The following is a 22842-nucleotide window of genomic DNA, read 5'->3' on the forward strand; positions in this document are numbered from 1 at the left end:
GGCGGCGGACAGGCTGGTTTTATGGATGGCGCCATGTAGCACGCGGCCGGGCCGGCCAAAAGGGTCAGGTTGGGTGTCAGGTTGTGTTAACCCGTTTCATCTGCCGCCGGCGCAGCAGGCCAAGCGTCAGCGCCACCAGCAGGGAACCGGTAACCCCCAGCGTAAAGGCGGCAAATCGCGGCAGGCCGGCGGCGGCAAAGGCAGGTCCGAGCAGGATCAGGCAGCAGAAAAAGGGGATATGGCTGACCATGCCGATCTGGGTCGCGCGCATGGCGGCACGGATACCGGCAGCATCCAGCCGGCGCGGCAGGAACCAGCAGACCGCCAGCAATGCCACCGGGAAGGATGCGAAGATGCCGGCGATGCGCGGGCCGAACAGTTCTGCCAGCAGGCTGACGCCGATCACCAATGCACCGGCCATGGCGCCGCGCAGCACAATCTCGAATATCGGCGAACGGCTGCGCGCGGCCGGCGCGGTCAACGGCACGGCGCGGCCTGCCTGCCAGGCGATCAGCGCAGCAATTGCCAGAACACCCAGCGAGGTCAGCAGACTGGCCGGCAGCAAGCGGATCGTCAGGCCGACGGCAAACCATGTGCCCAGCGCGCAGGCCAGCGCGGCCGGCATGGGCAGGTGCCGTATCAGGCCGATCACCACGGCGATGAACAACAGCACGGCGCCGATGGTGGCAAGGCTGCCTTGCGCGGCGGTGGCGATGAAGCCCGCATCATGCTGCAGCAGCAGAAACAGATAGGCCGGCGCGGTGACGATCGGCAAAGCCAGCACGATCCCGCCGATGAATGGTGAGCTGCGCTCCATCAGTGCGATCACACCGCCGACGAAACAGGCGGTGGCAAGGCCGCGGGCCAGAATGGCCAGCCATGCGATATCCAAGATGTTCATGGCGTCTTGTCGGTGGATTGGTCGCCGGGTTGCAGCGGCGTACCCTGGCTCAGGCGCTGGGTCGGCGCGAACAGGCGATGACCGCTGACCGCTGCGCCGGCATCGGCCGGCAGGCGCAGAAAAATGATGGTCGACAGCATCGCGGTGACGCCAACCGTGAGGAAGGCCGGGGTGAAATCGGCGGGGCCGATTTTCTCCATGCCGCCACTCCAGGTGACGGTGGCATGCAGCACCATGGCCCCCACCGCCACGCCTGCCGACAGCGACAGTTGCTGCATCATGCTGGTGAAACTGGTGGCGCGGCTCATGCGCGCATTCTCGATGTCGGAAACCGCGAGGGTGTTGATGCTGGTGAATTGCAGCGAACGGAAGAATCCGCCGAACAGCAGCAGGCCGAGGATCAGCAGATGCGGCGTATCGGGCCGGAACAGGCCGCAAATGGCGATGAAGGCGCCGCTTAAGACCGCATTGCCGATCAGCACGTTGCGAAAGCCCAGGCGGCGCAGGATCGGTCCGGCCGCTATTTTCATGGTGAGGGCGCCGGCGGCCGAGACGAAGGTGAGCATGCCCGACTCAAATGCCGTGAGCCCGAAACCGAGTTGCAGCATCAGAGGCAGCAGGAAGGGCAGGGCGCCGACGCCGATGCGGAACAGAAATCCACCCAGCACGCTGATGCGGAAAGTCGGCACGCGCAGCAGTTTCAGATCCAGCACGGGATGGGGATGGCGCCGTGCATGGCGGATATAGAGTCCGATGCCGATGCTGCCCATCACCAGCAGGCCGGCCACCACGGCATCGGGCAGCAGGCCGCGCCCGATGGTCTCGAAGCCAAAGACCAGGCCGCAGAGCCCAAGCGCTGAGAGCAGGAAGCCGCGCCAGTCCAGCGGCGGCACATTATCCTCGCGTATGTTGGGGATATAGAGCGTGACCAGCACCATCCCCAGCAGGCCGATCGGCAGGTTGATCCAGAAGATCCAGCGCCAGGAGAGATAGGTGGTGAGGAAGCCGCCCAGCGGCGGGCCGATCACAGGGCCGACCAGCGCCGGCACGGTAAGCCAGGCGATGGCGCGAACCAGTTCGGATTTCGGAATCGAGCGCAGCATGACCAGCCGGCCCACCGGCACCATCATGGCGCCGCCCAGCCCCTGCAACACGCGGGCGCCAACCAGGGTCCAGAAGGAATCCGCCAGGCCGCAGAGCAGGGAGCCGATGGTGAAAACGGCAATGGCGGCGCGAAACACGGTCCGCGCCCCGAAGCGGTCGGCCACCCAGCCGCTGACCGGGATGAAAACCGCCAGGCTGAACAGGTAAGAGGTGATGGCGAGGTTGAGCTTGAGCGGGCTCTCACCCAAGGATGCCGCGATGCTGGGCAGGGCGGTGGCCAGCACGCTGGAGTCCAGGTTTTCCATGAACAGCGCGCAGGCAACGATAAGCGGAATCAGCATCGGTGATGAGGTTGGGGTTGGCGGACAGGAAACGGCAAATTGGCATCATACACGCAATTGCCGCCACGATCCCTGCAAATGCTGCAGGGCCGATCTGCAATATCCGGCATTATCGCCGCGCGACCCCATGCCGCAGTGCGGCAATTCGCGCGGCGCGCCTGCAATTGACCATCGGCATCCATGCGGCATTTCTTTTCACATCCGGCAAATGGCGTTAGCCTGATCGAACGCTTTGCCACATTCCGCGTTGTTCCCTCGACCGGAGGCCCCTGATGCAAGCGCTGCTCGATCCCGTCTTTCTCGCCCGGCTGCAATTCGCCTTCACGGTGTCATTTCATATCGTCTTCCCGGCCTTCACCATCGGGCTGGCTAGCTATCTCGCCGTATTGGAAATCCTGTGGCTCGCGACCAAACACGAGATCTATATGCAGGTCTTCCGCTTCTGGCTGAAGATTTTCGCCGTCACCTTCGGCATGGGCGTCGTGTCGGGTCTGGTGATGAGCTATCAGTTCGGCACCAATTGGTCGGTCTTTTCCGACAAGGCAGGGCCGATCATCGGGCCGCTCATGGGGTACGAGGTGCTGTCGGCCTTTTTCCTCGAAGCCGGTTTTCTCGGCGTCATGCTGTTCGGCATGCAGCGCGTCGGCAAGGGGTTGCATGCCTTCGCCACGCTGATGGTGGCTGCCGGCACCTTCTTCTCGGCCTTCTGGATCCTGGCGGTGAATAGCTGGATGCAGACGCCGGCCGGCCATGCCATCGCACCGAACGGCCAGTTCGTGCCAGAGGATTGGTGGGTGGTGATCTTCAATCCGTCTTTCCCCTATCGCCTGGTGCATATGGTGCTGGCGGCCTATCTCACCACCGCCTTCGTGGTCGGCGCGGTAGGTGCCTGGCACCTTTTGCGCGATCGCGGCAATGCACCGGCGCGGGTGATGTTCTCGATGGCGATGTGGATGGCAGCCATCGTGGCGCCGGTGCAGATTTTCGCCGGCGACCTTCATGGACTCAACACGCTGGAGCATCAGCCGGCCAAGATTGCGGCAATGGAGGGGCATTACGATACCTATCGCGGCGCGCCGCTGATCCTGTTTGGCCTGCCCGACAACGACGCGGCGGAAACCAAATATGCCATCGAGATTCCGAAACTCGGCAGTCTGGTCCTGACCCACGACTGGGATGGTGAGGTGAAGGGCCTGAAGGATTTCCCGCGCGAAAACTGGCCGCCGGCCGCCACCGTATTCTGGAGCTTCCGTATCATGGTCGGTCTCGGCCTGCTGATGGCGGCACTGGGGCTTGTCAGCCTCGTCATGCGCCTTGGCGGGCGAATCTACCGCAATGCCTGGCTGCATCGTGCCGCGATCCTGATGGGGCCCAGCGGTTTCGTCGCCGTATTGGCCGGGTGGATCACCACGGAGGTTGGGCGCCAGCCCTTCACCATCTATGGGCTGCTGCGCACGGCCGAGTCCGTCTCGCCCATCGGCCTGCCCGGCGTGACTGCCTCGTTACTGGCCTTCATCGTCGTGTACTTCGCCGTTTTCGGTGCTGGCGTGTTCTACCTGCTGCGCCTGATGGGCAAGACGCCCGGCAGCGGCCAACCCGAAATGCACGAGCCATTGCGTGCTGCCGGCATCACGCCGGCAGCGGGGCTGCTGCCGCAGCAGCTTGATCGTCCGGCCGAGTGATGGGAGGTGCCGTCATGACCCTCGATCTTCCCCTTATCTGGGCCGTACTGATCGCCTTCGCCGTGCTGGCCTATGTGATCCTCGACGGTTTCGACCTCGGCATCGGCATTTTGTTCCCGCTGTTCAAGCAGGAAAAGGAGCGCGACACGCTGATGAACACGGTTGCGCCCGTGTGGGACGGCAACGAGACCTGGCTGATCCTGGGCGGCGGGGGCCTGCTGGCGGCGTTCCCGCTGGCCTATGCGATCGTGTTGCCGGCGCTCTATGCCCCGATCACCGTCATGCTGCTCGGTTTGATCTTCCGCGGCGTGGCGTTTGAATTCCGCTGGCGCACGCGCCGCTGGAAAGCGGTGTGGGACTGGAGTTTCGCGCTCGGTTCGCTGGCAGCCGCGCTGATGCAGGGTATTGCATTGGGCGGTCTGGTCCAGGGCATCCGTGTGGTGGACCGTGCCTATGCCGGCGGCTGGTGGGATTGGCTCACGCCATTCAGCATTCTCACCGGTATTGCCCTGGTGGTGGGATACACCTTGCTCGGTGCCTGCTGGTTGATCATCAAGACCGATGGCGGCATCCAGGATCGTGGCTATCTGCTGGCGCGGCGACTGAGCGTTTTACTGATTGTACTGATCGGCCTGGTCAGCCTGTGGACACCGCTGCTCGATCCGCAATTCCTCGGCCGCTGGTTTGCCTGGCCCAATATCGCGCTCACCGCGCCGATGCCATTGCTGGTGCTGCTGGCGGCCGGCTTTCTGTGGCGCGGCCTGCATGATTACAAACGTCCGGCCCAGCCATTCCTTGCTGCGCTGGCGCTGTTCGTGCTGTCGTATACCGGCCTGGGCATCAGCTTCTGGCCTCTGATGGTGCCGCCATCCATCACCATCTGGGATGCGGCGGCACCCGATGCCTCGCTGGGTTTTCTGCTGATCGGCGCCGTGGTGCTGCTGCCCATCATCTTGGCCTATACTGGCTATGCCTACTGGGTTTTCCGCGGCAAGGTGGATCGTCATGCGCATTACCACTGAAGGCCGTATCACTGAAGAATCAGCGGCCCCGTTATGGCAGCGGCTGCTATGGTTTGCCGCCTTATGGGCCGGTGGCGTGCTGGCCGTCGCCGGTATCGGTCTTGTCCTGCGGCTCGTGCTCAAGGGCTGAATAGCCGCAGGCTGCCAGTGCGACCAGCATATGCGCGGGTGGTGGTGCGCTGATGCTGACCGGCGCGCGCGAGGGATACAGCGGCAGGGTGATGCTGCGGCTGTGCAGATGCAGGGTCTGCTGCGATGTCTCGCCGTATTGCGCATCGCCCAGGATAGGGCAGCCCAACGAGGCCAGATGTACCCGGATCTGATGCGTGCGTCCGGTACGTGGCCGGCATTCGATCCAGCTCATCCCGTCGGCGGCACCCAGCAGGCGGTAATCGGTCACGGCATGCTGGCCATCCTCGGCGATCGCCATATGCCAGCCACCATTGCGCGTGGTGAGTTTCTTCAGCGGCGCATCCACGCGGCCTTCGGCCTGGTCCGGCCGGCCGCGCGTCACCGCCCAGTAGACCTTCTCGACCTTGCCCTCTTGGAACAGCTTGCCCAGTTTGCGCAACGCCTTGGGATGCCGGCCCAGGACCAGACAGCCCGAGGTGTCGCGGTCCAGCCGATGCGCCAGGGCCGGCGGACGCGGCAGGCCGAAGCGCAGGAAGGCGAAATAGCGCTCCAGGTTGTCGCCGCCGCCCGGTCCGGCATGCACCGGCAGGCCGGCCGGCTTGTCGAGCACCAGCATCAGCCCGTCGCGATACAGCAGACGGGCCTCGATCTGGGCGGCGGTGAGGATCGATTTCATGCTCGACACCTTCGGCATCCCGGCCTCCGCGTCAAGTCGCATGTTGCTTCAGGGGCGTGCTGTGCCCGTTCCGGTACAGTCGGCGCGACGATAACTCAGCCAGCCAAGCAGCCGCCCATCACGGGCCAGCACCGGCTCGGGCAATATGCAATCCGCGAAGGGTTCGGGCATGTTGGCCGGGGTGAAGGCCGGGCCTTTCAGCGGCCGTCCTTCCACCGGGCTGAGGCGCGGCGTCGGATTGCCGCCGCTGCCAGCCTCGCAGTCATACCCCTTTCCGTCGCTGCCGGTGACGCGTACCAGGATCATGCCGTGATTCTGCGGCACCACCTCGTCGGCCCGCGCGGGCTGCGCCGGGTGCGCGGCAAGACAGGCCATCAGGCCGGGATAGAGGCCTGGCAGGAACCGACTCCAGTCCTCGCCCTGCTGCGCGCGGACCGGCAGCATGATCTGGTCCGGTGCCACGCGGTCGGCGCAGGCGGCCAGCAGCGCAAGAAAGCCGAGCAAGGGAATGAGGAACCTATGTTTCATGCAGCGATCCAGACAAAAGAATGCGGCAGCTTCGCGGCGGCTTGACCGTTCCGTTTACGGATTCCTACCCTCGCGGTCATGCCTCACAGCACGCGATTGCCTGAAGACATAGTCCTGACACCCTATCAGCCCAGCGATGCCGCCGCCGTGCGCGTCCTGCATGCGCTGGCTTTCCGCCAACTCGCCGCCGGCCACCATACGCCGGCACAGATCGTCGCTCATGAAGCCCTGATCGCCGCCGAGGCGTACGCGGCCGATCTCGCGCGCTCGCATCTGATCCTGGCGTGCCATCCGGCAGGCACCCTTATCGCCACAGCCGGCTGGCTGGAATTCCCCGACCGACCGCAGACCGCCCGTATCCGCAAGGTCTTCGTGCATCCCGACTGGGCCCGACGCGGCCTGGGTCATGCGATGGTACGCGCCGCCGAGGCCGCCGCTGCCGCCGCGGGGTATCCGCATCTGTATGTGCGCGCCAACATCAATGCCGTGCCTTTGTATGAGCGGCTTGGCTATGTGGCCGAAAGCCATGGCGTGATGCCGGCTGGCGGTGAAAGCCTGCCGGTCGTCTATATGTCGCGCCGCGTATCCTAGATCGGAATTCTGCCGCACAAATCGGCATTCCGGCGCAATCGCGTTGCCGCGTAATGCGGCATCACATGAAACCGACATTGTCGCGCGCTGGCGAATTGGTTCGCGCCTTGCGGTGAAGCAATCAGGAAAACAAGGCTGTACCAATTTCATAGGCATGGCGCAGCCATGGCATATCGATTGCATACACGGCTAGGTCTTTCCCGGACTCATACCGCAGCAAGAAAAGAGGCATGCCATGAAACGCCGTTCCTTCGTGAAAGCCGGTCTGCTCGGGGGCGCTGCCGCAGCCGCCACCTTCGCCAAGCCCAATATCGCCACGGCGCAGGGTAAAACCTTCCAGTGGAAGATGACCAATGCCTATGGCCCCGGCTCGCCGTTCTACGTGGCCGGTCCGGGCAGCCCGACCGATTTCTGCGAAATGGTGAAGAAGATGTCGGGCGGCCGGCTGGTGATCCAGCATTTCGCCGCCGGCGAACTGATTCCCGCGCTGGAAGGCTTCGATGCGGTGTCGAAGGGCATCGTCGAGATGAATGCCGCCAACAGCTATTTCTGGGCCGGCAAGATTCCCGCCGCGCAGTATTTCACCACGGTTCCGTTCGGCCTGAATTTCCAGGGCATGACCGCCTGGCTCTATCACGGTGGCGGCCAGAAGCTTTGGGAGGATCTCTACGCGCCCTTCGATCTGTTGCCGATGGCAATGGGCAATACCGGCGTGCAGATGACCGGCTGGTATCGCAAGCCGATCACTGGCGTGGAGGATTACAAGGGCCTGAAGATGCGCATCCCTGGCCTGGCCGGCAAGGTCTATGCCACGCTGGGCGTCGATGTGAAGCTGCTGCCCGGCGGTGAAATCTTCCCAGCGCTGGAGCGCGGCGTGATCGATGCCGCCGAGTTTGTCGGGCCCTACCAGGATCGTCGCCTCGGCCTGCAGAAAGCGGCGAAATACTACTACACCACCGGCTGGCACGAGCCGTCCAACGTCACCGAACTGATCATCAACAAGAAGGCCTGGGCATCGCTGCCGGCCGACCTGCAGGAAATCGTGCGCGCCGCAGCCGCCGCCTGCAACACGATCAGCCACACCTGGTGCGAGGCCACCAATGCCGAGGCCTTGGACGATCTGGTCAAGAACCAGGGTGTGATCGCCCAGCCGCTGCCGCCGCAGGTGGTGGCCAAGCTGAAGGATGCCACCGAGGCGGTGCTGAACGACGGCGCCGCCAAGGATCCGTCGATCAAGAAAGTTCATGATGCCTTCATGACCTTCAAGGCCAACCACGACAAATGGGCTGGTATTTCGGAATCGGTCTACCAGACACAAATCCGCGGCCAGCTCAGCAAGGCATGATCTGATTCCATGTTTGCGTCGCGTCTTGAGTCCGGCGCCCGCATGCTCGATCTCGTAGTCGAGCATGCGGGGCGCCTCGCATCCTGGACCGGCTTCGCGCTGGTCTGCGTCATGGCCTTCAACGTGCTGCTGCGCTACGCCTTCCATACCGGGTCGGTGGCGATGCAGGAACTGGAATGGCATCTCATGGCGCCGGTATCGCTGCTTTGCATGGCCTATGCGATCAAGCACGAAGGCCATGTGCGGGTGGATATTCTCTATGGCCGCTTCCCGGCGCGCCTTAAACAGGTGCTGGAAGTCATATCCTGCCTCGTCGCCGTCGCCTTCGCGGTCATCATCATCCAGCTGTCTCTGGGTTATGTGATGCAGTCCTATGCGATCGGCGAGAAATCACCCGATCCCGGCGGCCTGCCATATCGTTTCATGCTGAAGGCGATGATCCCGCTTGGCTTCCTGCTGCTGCTGATCCAGAGCCTGGCCGCCACCCTGCGTGCCCTGATCCCGTTCTTCGGCGGCCATATCCCGCCCGAGTCCCAACCCGATCGTCCGTTTGAACATGCCGCTGAATGAAATCCTGGCGCTGTCCTGCATCGCCTCCTTCTTCGTCCTGCTTGCACTCGGTATCCCGGTTGCGCTCACGCTTGCCATCAGTGGTTTTTTCTTCGGCTGGATCGGCTTCGGCTCGCTGCTGTTCAACCTGTTGCCGGCCCGTATATTTGGCGTCACCGCCAATTACACGCTGATCGCCATCCCGCTCTTCGTTTTCATGGGCATGATGCTGGAGAAATCCCGCATCGCCGACGAACTGATGGAGGTGATCGGGCATCTTTCCGGCGGGCTGCGTGGCGGCATGGGGATCGGCATCGTGCTGGTCGGCGTGCTGATGGGCGCCACCACCGGCATCGTCGGCGCCACCATCGTCACGCTGGGCCTGCTCACGCTGCCGACGCTGCTGCGGCGCGGCTATAACAAGAGCATCGCCTGCGGCACCATCTGCGCCTCGGGCACGCTGGGCCAGATCATTCCGCCCAGCACGCTGATCATCCTGCTGGCCGACATTCTGGGCCAATCGGTGGGCACGCTGTTCGCTGCCGCGGTGTTGCCCGGCCTGCTGCTGTCGGGCATTTTTTGTGTCTTCCTGCTGCTGATTGGCATCTTCAAACCCGAGATGGTGCCGCCGATTCCGCAGGAAGAGCGATTCGCCATGAGCCGGCAGGAATTGCTGCGCAAGACCTTCAAGGTCGGTCTGCCGCCGATTGCGCTTGTGCTCTCCGTGCTGGGGTCGATCATTGGCGGCATCGCCGCGCCCACAGAGGCTGCCTCAATGGGCGCGCTGGGCAGCATCCTGGTGGCTGCCATCGCCGGCCGGCTGAACTGGGCCATGCTGAAGGAAACCGTTTACGCCACCGGTCGGATCACGGCGTCGATGATGTTCATCCTGATCTGCGCCCAGGTCTTTGCGCTGGCTTTCCGTGGCCTGCAGGGCGAACAGCTGGTGCATGATTTCTTCAAGCTGGTGCCCGGCGGCATCGAGGGTGTGCTGTGGTTCATGATGATCCTGATTTTCATCCTCGGTTTTTTCATCGAGTGGATCGAGATCAGCTATATCGTCGTGCCGCTGTTCCTGCCGATCCTGCAGGCAGCCAATGTTGATCTGGTTTGGGTCGCCACCCTGATCGCACTCAATATGCAGACCTCCTTCCTGACGCCGCCATTCGGCTGGGCGCTGTTCTACCTGCGCGGCGTGGCGCCACCGCAGGTGACCACCATGGATATCTACAAGGGTGTGGTGCCGTTCATCGCCCTGCAGATACTGGCCGTGGTGATCCTGTTCTACACGCCATCGATCGCCACCTGGCTGCCACGCGCCATTGGGTGGTGAAAGGGCTGGTGAAGGACGATGGGTGGCGCTGGCATCCGGCGCAGCCTTGTCGTAAAGAGCAGTCATGCTGAACACACCGCGCGCCCGCCGGGGCATGGTCACCGCCCCCCATCATCTGGCCGCCGAGGCCGGCCTGGCCGTTCTGCGCGAGGGCGGCAACGCCATCGAGGCCACGGCCGCGATGGCCGCAGCGCTCACCGTGGTCTACCCGCACATGACCGGCATCGGCGGCGATGGTTTCTGGCTGATCGCCGTGCCGGGGCGCGACGTGATCGCCATCGAGGCCTGCGGCCGTGCGGCGGCAAAGGTGACGCCGGACCTGTACAAGGCGCAGGGCCTGAGCAGCATTCCCTGGCGCGGCCCGCTGGCAGCCAATACCGTAGCCGCCACGGTCAGCGGCTGGGGCGAGGCGCTGAAGCTCAGCGCCGAACTGGGCGGCCAGTTACCACTTTCTCGTCTGGTGCAGGATGCCGCCTGGCATGCCGAAAACGGTTTCGCGGTGACGCAGAGCCAGCATGATCTCACCACAGCCAAGCTGCCCGAGCTGAAAGATGTGCCCGGCTTCGCGGCGCGCTTCCTGCCCAACGGCAAACCGCCCGCCGAGCGCAGCCTGATGAAGCTGCCTGCATTGGGTGCCACGCTGAAGGTTATCGGTGCCAAGGGCACGGAGGATTTCTATCGCGGCGATCTGGCTAGGCGTATTGCGGCCGATCTGGCTCGCATTGGCAGCCCGGTTTCGGCCGAGGACCTCGCTCGCCACCAGGCTCGCCGCGTTGCGCCGCTCAGCGTCGATATCGCGAGGGCGAAACTTTTCAACTTCCCGCCGCCCACGCAGGGTTTGGCCTCGCTGATGATCCTGGCCTTGTTCGACCGGCTGGGTGTGCGCGCGGCGGAAGGTTTCGATCATATCCATGGCCTGGTGGAAGCCACCAAGCAGGCATTCATCGTGCGCGATCGTATCGTCGGCGATCCGGATGTGATGCCCGAGGCACCGGAGAAGTATCTCGAAGCGGCCAAGCTGGATGAACTGGCCGCTCGCATCGACCGTAAAAAGGCGCTGCCCTGGCCGCAGCCCGCCTCGGGCGGCGACACCACCTGGATGGGCGCCATCGATGGCAATGGCGTGGCGGTCAGCTTCATCCAGTCGATCTATTTCGAATTCGGCTCGGGCTGCGTGCTGGAGGAAACTGGCATCAACTGGCAGAATCGCGGTTCCAGCTTCCTGCTCGACGGAAACTCCCCGCGCCTTCTCGCGCCCGGCCGCATGCCTTTCCACACGCTCAACCCGGCGCTGGCGCGCTTTGCCGATGGCCGCGTCATGGTCTATGGCACCATGGGCGGCGAGGGCCAGCCGCAGACGCAGTCCGCCTTGTTCACGCGCTATGCCATGTTCGGCGAGGGACTGCAGCAGGCGATCACTGCGCCGCGCTGGTTGCTGGGCAAGACCTGGGGCGAAAACAGCGTGACGCTGAAACTGGAAAGCCGTTTCGATCCGGCCCTGGTCGCGGCGCTGAAAGCCGCCGGCCATAATGTGGAAATCCTGGAGGATTTCACCGGCACCATGGGCCATGCGGGCGCCATCGTGCAGTATGCGGACGGCGTGCTGGAAGGCGCCACCGATCCACGCAGCGACGGCGCCGCCGCCGGATTCTGACGCTTCTGCCTAAAAATCCGCCGCCGTGGCCCGGCTTAGGGCAACAGGTCTGCCGCATTTCCGGTTTAGGCTGGACAAGCCGGCCGGCATACCGATTGCATCGTTCCGGCTGGAAACCGCCGGGATCGGACATGAGCATTCAGGTCGCGCTGCACCACCGCACCACCTATCGTTACGACAGGCTGATCAGCCTCGGGCCGCAGACGGTGCGCCTGCGTCCGGCCCCGCATAGCCGTACGCCGGTGCTGAGCTATTCGCTCAAGATCCAGCCCAAGGATCATTTCATCAACTGGCAGCAGGATCCGCAGGGCAATTATCTCGCCCGCCTGGTCTTCCCCGAACGCACCGATGTCTTCGAGGTGGTGGTCGATCTGGTCGCTGACATGGCGGTGATCAACCCCTTCGATTTTTTCCTCGAACCCGACGCCGAGCATTTCCCCTTCGACTACGACCCCGGCCTGGAGCAGGAACTGGCGCCGTTCCAGCGCGTCGATCCGCCCGGCCGGCTGCTCAGTCAGTGGCTCGCCACCGTGCCGCGCGACAAGGCCCGCACCGTCGATTTCCTCGTCGGCCTGAACCGGCGCCTGAGCCAGGAAATCAAGTACCTCATCCGCATGGAACCGGGCGTGCAGAGCGCGGAGGAAACGCTGCAGCGCAAAAGCGGCTCCTGTCGCGACACGTCATGGCTGCTGGTGCAGGCGCTGCGGCATCTGGGGTTCGCCACGCGTTTCGTCTCGGGCTACCTGATCCAGCTGGTGGCCGATATCAAGCCGCTCGATGGTCCCGAAGGGCCGGTCGCCGATTTCACCGACCTGCATGCCTGGGTCGAGGTCTATCTGCCCGGTGCGGGCTGGATCGGCCTGGATCCCACCTCGGGCCTGATGGCGGGCGAGGGGCATATCCCGCTGGCCGCCACGCCCGAACCGCAATCGGCGGCACCGATCAGCGGCGCGTTGGAAAAAGCCGAGGTGGATTTTTCCTACGAGATGAAGGTGACGCGTTTCCACGAAACGCCGCGCGTCACCAAACCGATCTCGGACGAGAACTGGCAGAAGATGCTGTTGCTTGGCGACGCAGTGGACGCCCGGTTGCAAAGCGGCAATGTGCGGCTGACCATGGGCGGCGAGCCGACCTTCGTTTCCCTCGACGATATGGATGGCGCGGAATGGAACACCGCCGCGCTGGGGCCGAACAAACGCCTGCTGGCCGGCCGCCTGCTGCGCCGTCTGGCCGACCGTTTCGCGGTCTCGCCCCTGCTGCATTACGGCCAGGGCAAATGGTATCCGGGCGAGCAGTTGCCGCGCTGGGCATTGTCCTGCCACTGGCGTCGCGATGGCGAGCCGGTCTGGCGTGACCGCGCATTGCTGGCGGCCGATGAGGATGCCGGCGACGGCGCCACGCCGCGGGATGCCGATATCTTCGCCGCCGCGCTGGCCGAACGCCTGCAACTCGATCCCGGCTATCGCATCCCGGGTTACGAAGACCTCTGGTATTACCTGTGGCGCGAGCGCCGCCTGCCGGTGAATGTCGATCCCTTCCAGTCGCATCTGGACGATCCGGAAGAACGCGCGCGGCTGGCCCGCATATTCGAACAGGGACTCGACAGGGTGGTGGGTTATGCCCTGCCGTTGCAGCGCGAAGGGCTGAACGGATCGAAACGCTGGCGTTCGGGCCCTTGGTTCTTCCGGCCGCAGACCATGTACCTGCTGCCCGGCGATTCACCCATGGGCTTCCGGCTGCCGCTCGATTCCCTGCCCTGGGTGGTGGCGAGGGATTATCCGTATCAATACGCGCCCGATCCGATGCAGAACCTGCCACCATTGCCGCCGCATGAACGCTTCCGACAGGCACACCATGTGGTGGCTGATCGCATGCAGGCCTGGGCGCGCGGGCAAACTTACGAGACGCTTCCGCGCGAGCAAAGACCGCTGCCGGCCAACCAGCAATCCGATGCCGGCGCGGTGCGCACCGCCATGTGCATCGAGCCACGCGGCGGCCTGCTGCATGTATTCATGCCGCCGCTGGAACAGGTCGAGGATTACCTCGATCTCGTTACCGCCATCGAGGATACGGCGGCGACGCTGGGCCGCAAGGTGGTGATCGAAGGTTACCTGCCGCCACGCGATGCGCGGCTGCTACATTTCAGCGTCACGCCCGATCCCGGCGTGATCGAGGTGAACATCCATCCCTCGGCCGACTGGCGCGAACTGACCGAGCGCACCACGGTATTGTATGAGGAGGCGCGGCAGACCCGGCTCGGCACCGAGAAATTCATGCTCGATGGCCGCCATGTCGGCACCGGCGGCGGCAATCATGTTGTCATGGGGGCGGCCACGCCGCCCGACAGCCCCTTCCTGCGCCGACCCGACCTGCTGCACAGCCTGGTCGGGTATTGGCAGAACCATCCTTCATTGTCCTATCTGTTCTCCGGCCTGTTCATCGGCCCGACCTCACAGCATCCGCGTGTGGACGAGGGGCGCGACGATGCGCTGGTCAACCTGGACATCGCCTTCGAGCAGGTGGCGAATAATCCGAACCCGCCCCTGTGGCTGGTCGATCGCATCTTCCGCAACGTGCTGGTCGATATCACCGGCAACACGCACCGCACCGAATTCTGCATCGACAAGCTCTATTCGCCCGACGGCCCCACCGGTCGGCTTGGCCTGGTGGAGTTGCGCGCCTTCGAGATGCCGCCGGATGCGCGCATGAGCCTGGCGCAGCAACTGCTGCTGCGCAGCCTGATCGCCGCCTTCTGGGATCGGCCCTATACGCGCAAACCCGTGCGCTGGGGCACGCGCCTGCATGACCAATTTCTGCTGCCGCATTTCTGTCTGCAGGATTTCAGCGATGTGCTGGAGGATCTGGTCGAGCGTGGCTTCGGCTTCGACCCCGAATGGTTCGCCGCCCATGCCGAATTCCGTTTTCCAAAAATCGGCGAGATCGCCACACGTGGCATCGAACTGGAATTGCGGCATGCGCTGGAGCCCTGGCATGTGCTGGGCGAGGAGGCGACCGGCAGCGGCACGGTGCGCTTCGTCGATTCATCGGTCGAACGCATGCAGGTGAAGGTGAGGGGGCTGGTCGATGGCCGCCATGTGGTGGCGGTGAATGGCCGCGCGCTGCCTTTGCGGGCCACCGGTGTGCCCGGCGAATATGTCGCCGGTCTGCGTTACAAGGCGTGGGACCCGCCCAGCGCCATGCATCCTTCCATCGGCGTGCATACACCGCTCAGCTTCGATCTGTTTGATGGCTGGAACGGCCGTTCGCTTGGCGGCTGCAGCTATCATGTGGCCCATCCAGGCGGGCGCAATTACGACACCTTCCCGGTGAATGGGAACGAGGCTGAGGCGCGGCGACGGGCGCGGTTCTTCGCCATCGGCCATACGCCGGGCCCGATGCCGATGCCGCCGCTGGGCCCGGCGCGCGAACAGCCGCTTACCCTCGATCTGCGAACCGGGTAAACTCTCGCCCGATTCGGACGGGATGATGAATTCGCCCCTGCAGGCCAAGCTTTCCCCCACCGCGACGCCGGTTTCGCCCGCGCCGGGGGAAGCCTATGACGAAATGGTCACCGGGCAGGGCGTGATCCGTCCGCATTGGCAGCCTCTGCTGGCGACGTTGAGCGAACTTGGCGCCGTCGGTCTGGCCGAACGCGCCGAACGCGGCCGACAGTATCTGGAAGACGAAGGCGTCACCTACAATCTCTACGAATTGCCTGGCAGCCCTGGGCCCAGCGGCGCGGCCATTGCGCCGCCCTTGCCGGAACAGCGTCCCTGGCGGCTCGATCCGGTGCCCGTGCTGCTGTCGGCAGAGGAATGGGCCAGCATCGAGGTCGGCCTGATCCAGCGCGCCCGCCTGCTCGATACGCTGTTGCGTGATCTCTATGGCCCGATGGACCTGCTGACGCAGCATCGCCTGCCGCCGGCTTTGGTCTACGGCCATCGCGATTTCCTGCGCGCCGCGCGCCGCACCGATGGTCAGCCGCCCAATCAGTCTTCCGGCCGCATGCTGCAGCATTATGCCGCCGAACTGGTGCGTGGACCGGATGGCATCTGGCGCGTGATCGCCGACCGCACCCAGGCGCCGGCCGGCGCGGGTTATGCGCTGCAAAACCGCCGCGTGATGTCGCGTCTGCTCGGCCAGGCTTTGCGGCAATGCCGTGTGCGGCCGCTGAATGCCTATTTCGAATACTGGCAGGCCGATCTGGCGGCCCGCGCACCGCAGCAGACCGACAATCCGCGCGTCGTTCTGCTCACTCCGGGCCCATACAACGAGGCCTATTTCGAGCATATCTATCTGGCACGCGAACTGGGCGCGACGCTGGTAGAGGGCGCCGACCTCACCATGCGCGATGGCCGCATCTTCATCAAAACCCTGGCCGGTCTTGAACCGGTGGATGTGATCCTGCGCCGGCTGGATGGCGAATGGTGCGATCCGCTAGAGCTGCGCGCCGATTCGACATTGGGCGTCGTCGGCCTGATGCAGGCTTTGCGCGATGGCCAGGTCAATATCAGCAATGCCATCGGCAGCGGCCTGGCCGGTGCCCCGGCCCTGCAGGCTTTCCTGCCGAAACTGAGCGAGCATCTGCTGGGCGATGAACTGTCGCTGCCGTCGATCGCCACCTGGTGGTGCGGCCAGGCCTATGCGCTAAAGGAAGTGGAGGCGCGTTTCGACGATCTGGTGGTGCGCAGTGCCCACGGCCTGAACGACCGGCCCGTGGTGGTCGCCTCTCTGCCTGAAGCCGAACGCGCCAGCTTTCTGGCCCAGATCAAGGCGCGGCCCGGCGATTACGTGGCGCAGGAACGCATCACGCCATCCGTCTCGCCCGGCCTGGGCGAAAAGGGACTGGAGCCGCAGCCCATCCTGCTCCGCGTGCAGGTGGTGGCCGATGGCGAGGATTATGTGGTGATGCCGGGCGGCCTGGCGCGCGTGCCCAGCAGTAACGATCCCTTTGCCGCCACCTTGCAGCGCGGCGGCATCAACAAGGATGTCTGGGTGGTGGCCAAGGATCAGGGCCCCACTGTGATTCGCGGCACGGCGACGCGCCAGCGGCTCGCGCTACGCCGCTCCTCCGGCACGTTGCAAAGCCGCGTCGCCGACGATCTTTACTGGCTCGGTCGCAGCGTCGAACGGCTGGATGGCGGCGCGCGATTGCTGCGCGCCGTGTTGTCGCGCGTGGTCGGCGAATTCTCCTCGGCCCGCGATCTGGTCGAGATGGCGGTGCTGGCACGTGCCATGGCGCGTTGTGGCCTGCTGGATCAGAAAGCCGCCGCCGCGCCGCCGGATTCGGCTTTGTTCGTCGGCAGCATCACGCGGGCCTGCGCGCCCAGCCAGTTGCTGGGCCAGACCATCGACGGCATCGAGCGTCTGGCCGCCGTGTCGCGCCACCGTTTCTCCGCCGATATGTGGCGCATGCTCAACCACCTGCTGGGTGAATTGCGCATCAGCCAGCCGGCGGCAACCGGCGATGCCGATGCCATGCTGGAATTCTGCGACCAGATGATCCGCGCCACGGCCGCCATCGCCGGCATGCTGGCCGAACATATGACGCGCGGTTCGGGTTGGCGCTTCATCGATTTCGGCCGCCGGCTGGAGCGGGCCATCTTCATTGCCCGCAGCGTTTCGGCCGCCACCACGGTTCTGAGCCAGAATAGCGAATCCGCCTTCCGCGTCGCACTCGAGGTCAGCGATTCCACGCTCACCTACCGACGCCGCTACCGTGCCGCCCTGCAGGCCGCCGCCGTGTTCGATCTGCTGCTGCTGGATGGCAGCAATCCCCATGCGCTGGCTTTCCAGCTGCAGACGATGGCGCAACACCTGGATGCTCTGCCCAATCCCGATGCGCCGCCGCGCGGCGCCGATTGCCTGGCGCTGGCCAAACCCTTTGCCGACCTGGTGGCGCTGTTCGACCGCGACGAGATTTCGCGCGATGACATGGCGCAGCTCAGCGCCCGCCTGCGCGGTAGCCTGGATGCCACCTGCGACGCGTTGATGGATGTCTCGGATCAGCTCTCGCGCAGCTATTTCAGCCATGTGCAGGTGGCGCGCGCCTTCGGGTTCGGCTCATGACGGGGTCGCCATGAAATATCGCCTGCGCCATACCACGTCTTACAGCTATTCCTGGGCGGTCGATATCTCGCATCATCTGCTGCATCTGGCCTTGCCAGAGTTGCCGCGCCAGCGGGTGAAATCCTGCATCGTCACCACCAATCCCAATGCCGGGCGAATCGCGGCCCAGGTCGATCATTTCGGCAACCGCATCGCCAACCTCACCATCGATGCGCCGCATACCCGCTTCGATGTCGAACTGCGCGCCGAGGTGGAGGTCGATCCCTGGTCGCCGCCGGATCCGAAAGCCACGCCGGCCTGGGAGGATATCCGCGAGGCGCTCTGCGGCGACGGTTTCCCCGAGCCGGTGCGCGAAAGCGAATTCGTCCATGACTCGCCGATGGCGCAGGCCAGTGACGAGGCGCTGGCCTATGCGCAGGCCAGTTTCGCGCCGCGCCGCCCGATCCTGGATGCCGTGGTCGATCTCACCAGCCGCATCTATCGCGACTTCCGCTATGATCCGGCCGCCACCGAGGTCTTTACCCCGGTGGCGGCCGTGATGCAGAAGCGTGCCGGTGTGTGCCAGGATTTCGCCCATCTGCAGATCGCCATGCTGCGTGGCCTCGGGCTGGCCGCCCGTTATGTCTCGGGCTACATCCGCACGCTGAAGTCGGGCGACAATGCGGCAACCGGCCTGCGCGGTGCCGATGCCAGCCATGCCTGGATCTCTGTCTGGTGCGGGCCATCGCTGGGCTGGATCGATCTCGATCCCACCAACAACCTGATCTGTTCCGACGAGCATGTGACGGCGGCCATCGGTCGCGATTACGGTGATATCAGCCCGGTGCGCGGCGTGGTGCTGGGTGGCGGGCCGCATCGCGTGGGCGTGGCGGTTGAATTGCTGCCGGTCGGCTGATGCCCTGGCCGAAAGGCCGGTGCGCTCCATCTCATTCCCGTCATTGTTCGAGGTATGCCATGGCCACCCATATGCCCTATACCGCCCGCACCAGCAGCGGCGATGTTTTCGAGATAAGCTTTCCCCTGCATGCCGAAACCGGATCGGCCATGCGCGTCAGCCAGCTGCTTACGGCCATTCTGGAAACGCTGGACCGCGAAATCGCTATCCTGGGCGAGACCAGCAATGGCGATGTGCTGCAGGCGTTGAGCATGGCCAGCGCGATCCGCGCCGCCATGATCCATGCACCGCTGCCCGTTACCCAGCGGCTGGCTACACAACTGCAGGCCACGGCTCTGCGCGCGATGGAGCATGCCGAACGCCGTACGCCCCAGGCAGGCCACGCGTGAGGCGGATCATGTCCGAGCGTATGCCGCGGATGGCGCTGTGGCTCGGGGCCGCAGGCGCACTGCCATTCATCGGCCTGGCGCTGGCGGTGCGGTTTGCGCCGGTGCCGGGCAATTTCGTCGCCGAAACCCTGCTCACTGGCTATGGCATCACGATCCTGAGTTTCATGGGTGGGGTACATTGGGGCCTGGCGATGCGCGACCATCGCCCGCGCCAGTATGCCGCCAGCGTGTTGCCGGCGCTGTATGCCTGGCCAGCCTTGTGGCTGTCGGCGGAAACCGGCTGGCTCTATCTCGCCGCCGGTTTCGTGCTGCTGCTGGTCTTCGACTTCTGGGCCGGCCTTCGCGGATGGACGCCGTTCTGGTATGCCCGGCTGCGCCCGCCGCTAACACTAGCGGCCTCCGGCAGTCTGCTGTTTGCCGCTCTGCTGGCCTGATCAGTTTGCCAGTCTGCCTTGCCCGTGGGCAGGCCGTGTGCGCCATCGCCCGCTTCTTACGCATGAACCCGGTGCAACGTGGCGTTCACCCCCTGGAATCCGCCTGCTGGCACTGGCATGAAACCTGCTTTGTATCTGCCAGCATCCGGTGCCGAGGCGCATCGGGCTGCGAGTATCCCCGGCCCTGGGTCTCTCACGGCCGGGTGGCGAGACGGACACTTGCGCCGGCCGTCCCGGGTTTCCCCGGGCACTGCCGGCGCTCTTTTTCCAGCTCGTTTCGTCGTATCGGTTTGTATTGTTGCAATTGTCTGCATGGCGTCGCTGGCGTCCGGCCGCTAGTCTGCCGGTCAACGTCAACGAGGAAACCCCATGAAGCTCTATTATTCCCCCACCTCGCCCTATGTGCGCAAAGTGGTCATCCTGGCTCTTGAAACCGGCCTGGATGCGAAGATCCAACGCATCCCTGCCGCCACCACGCCGGTCGCGCAGAATCCCGATGTGGCAAAAGCCAATCCGGTTGCCAAGGTGCCCACCCTGGTCACCGACGATGGCCTGCATCTCTTCGACAGCCGCGTGATCTGCGAATATCTCGACACGTTGCATGCGGGCAGGAAGTTCTTCCCCGCCGATGCCTCGCGCTGGGCCGTGCTACGCCAGCAGGCGTTGGGTGATGGCCTGCTCGATGCCGCCTTGCTGGTACGCTACGAGGGATTCCTGCGGCCGGAAGACAAGCGCTGGTCCGACTGGGCCGACGGCCAGATGAAAAAGGTGCTGGGCGCCATGGCCGAAATCGAAAAGCTGGCGCCGTCATTTGGCGACCGCGTCGATATCGGCACGGTGACGATCGCCTGCGCGCTCGGCTATCTCGATTTCCGCTTCGGCGACATGAACTGGCGGCAGAAATACCCGCAGACCGCGGCCTGGGCACAGCGTTTCTTCGAGCGGCCCTCGGTGAAGGCCACGGTGCCGGTGGGCTGATTCAGGCCGCGGCGGAGGTTATGCTGCCAGGGCGCGGCGGCGATCCTCCACCACGCGGTCGGCCAGTTTACCCGCCAGTTCCTGAAGATGGTCGAACCGCGCGGTGAAGCCGCCGACCCCCAAAGTCATCGAGCGCAGCTCCACGGCCAGGTCGTGCATCTCGGCCTCTGGCAGATAGCAATCGATCTGGTCCCAGCCCGGCCAGTCCTCGCGGGCCGCGATGCCCAGAATCTGTCCGCGCCGCGACGACACGATGGCATGCACCTTCGCGGTATATTCGTTCGGCACGGTGAAGGTGACCGACTGGATCGGCTCCAACAGCACTGGCGCGCATTTCGGCAGGCCCTCGGCCATCGCCAATCCGCCTGCGGTGCGGAACGCCTGATCGGAGGAATCCACCGAATGATACTGGCCGTCGGTCAGAGTCACCGTCACGTCGACGACGGGGAACCCCAGCGGGCCACGCTGTAGCGCTTCGCGGATACCATCATCCACGGCGGGGATGAAATTTTTCGGAATCGCACCGCCGACGATCCGGTTGACGAAGGCATAGCCGGCCCCGCGCGGCTGCGGCGCAATTTCCACCTTGATATCGGCGAACTGGCCATGACCGCCCGATTGCCGCTTGAAGCGCGCATGCTGCTGCGTGCCGTGGCGGATCGTTTCCTTGTAGGCCGTCAGCGGCGCGCTGCCATGTACGCCCACATTGAAACGCTGCTGAAGTTTGTCGAGGCTAAGCTTGAGGTGGATTTCGCCCTGGCCTTTCAGCAGCAATTGCCCCGCCGTCTGTTCGATCACCAGGCTGGGATCCTCCTCGCGCAGTTTGGCCAAAGCCGCGGTCAGTTTCACTTCGTCCTTGCGGTCGGTGGTGTGCAGGGCCATGGCATGCACCGGCGGTGCCGGGTCGGGCCAGTCGACGATGGCGCGGCCCTGGCCTTCGGCATTCAGCGTCTGGCCGGTGGCGATGTCGTCCAGCCGCCCAAGACCGACAATATCGCCGGCCTGCGCCTGCGTGGCCTTTTCCACATGATTGCCCATCAGGCGATACAGGCCGCCCAGCCGTTTGCCGCCCAGCATGGCATTTTCGACGATGCTGCCCTGCCAGAGGCGCGCCAGGCTCAGCTTGCCCGTATGGGCCTGATGCAGCGTCTTGAACACCGTGGCGCTCAAAGCCCCGCCATCGGCATTCACATCCAGCCGCGTGGCGGTGGCATCGTGATGCGGCGCCTCGTGGCGCAAGGCTTTCCACAGGCGCTGCACGCCGTTGCCACGTTCGGCCGAGCCGAAGAAGACCGGCACGATCAGGTCGTTGGCCACGTCCTTACGCAGCAGGGCATAGATATCCTTCGGTGCCGGGGCGCGATCCTCCAGCAATTGCTCCAGCAATGCGTCGTCGAAATCGGCGATGGCTTCCAGCATCTGCTGCCGTGCCTCGCTTTCGCGCGGGCGAATATCGGCCGGCATCTCGATCAGGTCGGAGGGCTTCTGCTCGCCATAGCGATAGGCGCGCTCCGATACCAGATCGACATAGCCGGTGATCGTATCGTTCTCGCGGATCGGCACCTCGCGCAGCACCAGCGGCCGGCTGGACACCTGCTGCAATGCGGCCAGCAGGTCGCGCATGCGGATGCTCGTTTTATCGAGCTTGTTGACGAACAGCAGATGCGGGATGCGCCGCGCATCCAGGAATTTCAGCAAGGGTGCCAGCGTCACCGCGCGGGCCGGATCGGGCTCCACCACCACGATGGCGATATCGGCCACCATCAGCGCACTGAAGCTCTCCTGTGCCAGTTCCACCGAGCCGGGGCAGTCAAGCAATATCCAGGGCTCGCCGAGAAAATCGCAATGCGCCAGGTTAGGTTCCACGGTCATCTGTCGGCTGCGCGCTTCTGCGGACGCGTCGCCGACCGAGGTGCCGGCCGCCACGGAACCTTTGCGCGGAATCGCGCCGGCGGCGAACAGCAGGGCTTCAAGCAGAGTGGTCTTGCCGGCCGTGTATGGACCGACAATAGCGACGACCCTGGGATGGGAAGATGAGGAGGATGCATTCGGCATGGCGGTCTCCCTGTCTGTCTCCGAACTGACTGCTGCGTGTGACGACGCGGCAAGCCTGGCGGCTGCGACTGTGATGGGGACCGGTTCTGCTGCCGGCCCTTGGGAACGCGGCACTCAACCCTCTGGCGACAGGATTCCACAAGCCCGGCACCCGCGATAGCGAT

The 22842-nt window shown here is 64.6% G+C and carries 18 protein-coding genes; 13 read left to right on the forward strand and 5 right to left on the reverse strand.

Annotation, left to right across the window (positions count from 1 at the left end):
- Window positions 1–76 precede the first annotated feature (76 nt).
- On the reverse strand, window positions 77–901 hold the full coding sequence (locus ACE3OO_RS10670) for a hypothetical protein (RefSeq protein ID WP_374302624.1): 825 nt from the start codon (window positions 899–901) through the stop codon (window positions 77–79).
- A complete protein-coding gene (locus ACE3OO_RS10675) occupies window positions 898–2346 on the reverse strand; it encodes a DHA2 family efflux MFS transporter permease subunit (protein ID WP_374302626.1) in 1449 nt (482 codons plus the stop codon). The genes ACE3OO_RS10670 and ACE3OO_RS10675 overlap by 4 nt, the downstream gene beginning before the upstream one ends.
- Window positions 2347–2618: 272 nt before the next feature.
- Here ACE3OO_RS10675 and ACE3OO_RS10680 point away from each other — a divergent pair, with 272 nt between their 5' ends.
- Together ACE3OO_RS10680 and cydB are read left to right on the forward strand one after the other, a co-directional pair.
- Window positions 2619–4028, forward strand: coding sequence for a cytochrome ubiquinol oxidase subunit I (locus ACE3OO_RS10680; RefSeq protein WP_374302628.1), 1410 nt, complete (start codon window positions 2619–2621; stop codon window positions 4026–4028).
- A 14-nt stretch (window positions 4029–4042) separates the two neighbouring features.
- Window positions 4043–5050 carry a cytochrome d ubiquinol oxidase subunit II gene (gene cydB / locus ACE3OO_RS10685; RefSeq protein ID WP_374302630.1) on the forward strand — a complete coding sequence of 336 codons (1008 nt, stop codon included), beginning with the start codon at window positions 4043–4045 and terminating at the stop codon, window positions 5048–5050.
- Between the two features lie 61 nt (window positions 5051–5111).
- Here cydB and ACE3OO_RS10690 read toward each other — a convergent pair whose 3' ends face one another.
- Both ACE3OO_RS10690 and ACE3OO_RS10695 read right to left on the reverse strand, forming a co-directional pair.
- Window positions 5112–5876 carry an RluA family pseudouridine synthase gene (locus ACE3OO_RS10690; protein ID WP_374302632.1) on the reverse strand — a complete coding sequence of 255 codons (765 nt, stop codon included), beginning with the start codon at window positions 5874–5876 and terminating at the stop codon, window positions 5112–5114.
- Window positions 5877–5906: 30 nt separating this feature from the next.
- A complete protein-coding gene (locus tag ACE3OO_RS10695; RefSeq protein WP_374302634.1) occupies window positions 5907–6386 on the reverse strand; it encodes a hypothetical protein in 480 nt (159 codons plus the stop codon).
- Between the two features lie 96 nt (window positions 6387–6482).
- On the opposite strand from ACE3OO_RS10695, the gene ACE3OO_RS10700 reads away from it, so the two are divergent.
- The 11 genes from ACE3OO_RS10700 to ACE3OO_RS10750 all read left to right on the forward strand — a co-directional run bounded on the left by ACE3OO_RS10700 (window position 6483) and on the right by ACE3OO_RS10750 (window position 20623).
- Window positions 6483–6977 carry a GNAT family N-acetyltransferase gene (locus ACE3OO_RS10700; RefSeq protein ID WP_374302636.1) on the forward strand — a complete coding sequence of 165 codons (495 nt, stop codon included), beginning with the start codon at window positions 6483–6485 and terminating at the stop codon, window positions 6975–6977.
- 235 nt (window positions 6978–7212) lie between these two features.
- The gene (locus ACE3OO_RS10705; protein ID WP_374302638.1) at window positions 7213–8322 is read left to right on the forward strand and encodes a TRAP transporter substrate-binding protein; all 1110 of its coding nucleotides are present in this window, start codon (window positions 7213–7215) and stop codon (window positions 8320–8322) included.
- A gap of 9 nt (window positions 8323–8331) precedes the next feature.
- The gene (locus ACE3OO_RS10710) at window positions 8332–8892 is read left to right on the forward strand and encodes a TRAP transporter small permease subunit (protein WP_374302640.1); all 561 of its coding nucleotides are present in this window, start codon (window positions 8332–8334) and stop codon (window positions 8890–8892) included.
- Entirely contained in the window at window positions 8879–10204 is a 1326-nt protein-coding gene (locus ACE3OO_RS10715; RefSeq protein WP_374302642.1) for a TRAP transporter large permease subunit, read from the forward strand. The genes ACE3OO_RS10710 and ACE3OO_RS10715 overlap by 14 nt, the downstream gene beginning before the upstream one ends.
- A 64-nt stretch (window positions 10205–10268) precedes the next feature.
- Window positions 10269–11858: a gamma-glutamyltransferase family protein gene (locus ACE3OO_RS10720; protein ID WP_374302644.1), complete on the forward strand. Its 1590-nt coding sequence runs from the start codon at window positions 10269–10271 to the stop codon at window positions 11856–11858.
- A 131-nt stretch (window positions 11859–11989) separates the two neighbouring features.
- The gene (locus ACE3OO_RS10725; protein WP_374302646.1) at window positions 11990–15319 is read left to right on the forward strand and encodes a DUF2126 domain-containing protein; all 3330 of its coding nucleotides are present in this window, start codon (window positions 11990–11992) and stop codon (window positions 15317–15319) included.
- A 22-nt stretch (window positions 15320–15341) separates the two neighbouring features.
- Window positions 15342–17927: a circularly permuted type 2 ATP-grasp protein gene (locus ACE3OO_RS10730; RefSeq protein WP_374302648.1), complete on the forward strand. Its 2586-nt coding sequence runs from the start codon at window positions 15342–15344 to the stop codon at window positions 17925–17927.
- Window positions 17928–17937: 10 nt separating this feature from the next.
- Window positions 17938–18822: a transglutaminase N-terminal domain-containing protein gene (locus tag ACE3OO_RS10735; protein ID WP_374302650.1), complete on the forward strand. Its 885-nt coding sequence runs from the start codon at window positions 17938–17940 to the stop codon at window positions 18820–18822.
- A 59-nt stretch (window positions 18823–18881) separates the two neighbouring features.
- The gene (locus tag ACE3OO_RS10740; RefSeq protein ID WP_374302652.1) at window positions 18882–19211 is read left to right on the forward strand and encodes a hypothetical protein; all 330 of its coding nucleotides are present in this window, start codon (window positions 18882–18884) and stop codon (window positions 19209–19211) included.
- An 8-nt stretch (window positions 19212–19219) separates the two neighbouring features.
- Complete coding sequence (locus tag ACE3OO_RS10745; protein WP_374302654.1) at window positions 19220–19645, forward strand: DUF3429 domain-containing protein; 426 nt, start codon at window positions 19220–19222, stop codon at window positions 19643–19645.
- Window positions 19646–20014: 369 nt separating this feature from the next.
- Entirely contained in the window at window positions 20015–20623 is a 609-nt protein-coding gene (locus tag ACE3OO_RS10750) for a glutathione S-transferase (protein WP_374302656.1), read from the forward strand.
- 18 nt (window positions 20624–20641) lie between these two features.
- Here ACE3OO_RS10750 and ACE3OO_RS10755 read toward each other — a convergent pair whose 3' ends face one another.
- A complete protein-coding gene (locus ACE3OO_RS10755; RefSeq protein WP_374302658.1) occupies window positions 20642–22678 on the reverse strand; it encodes an elongation factor G in 2037 nt (678 codons plus the stop codon).
- Window positions 22679–22842 lie beyond the last annotated feature (164 nt).

It is taken from the genome of Ferrovibrio sp., assembly GCF_041906005.1.
Lineage (GTDB): Bacteria > Pseudomonadota > Alphaproteobacteria > Ferrovibrionales > Ferrovibrionaceae > Ferrovibrio.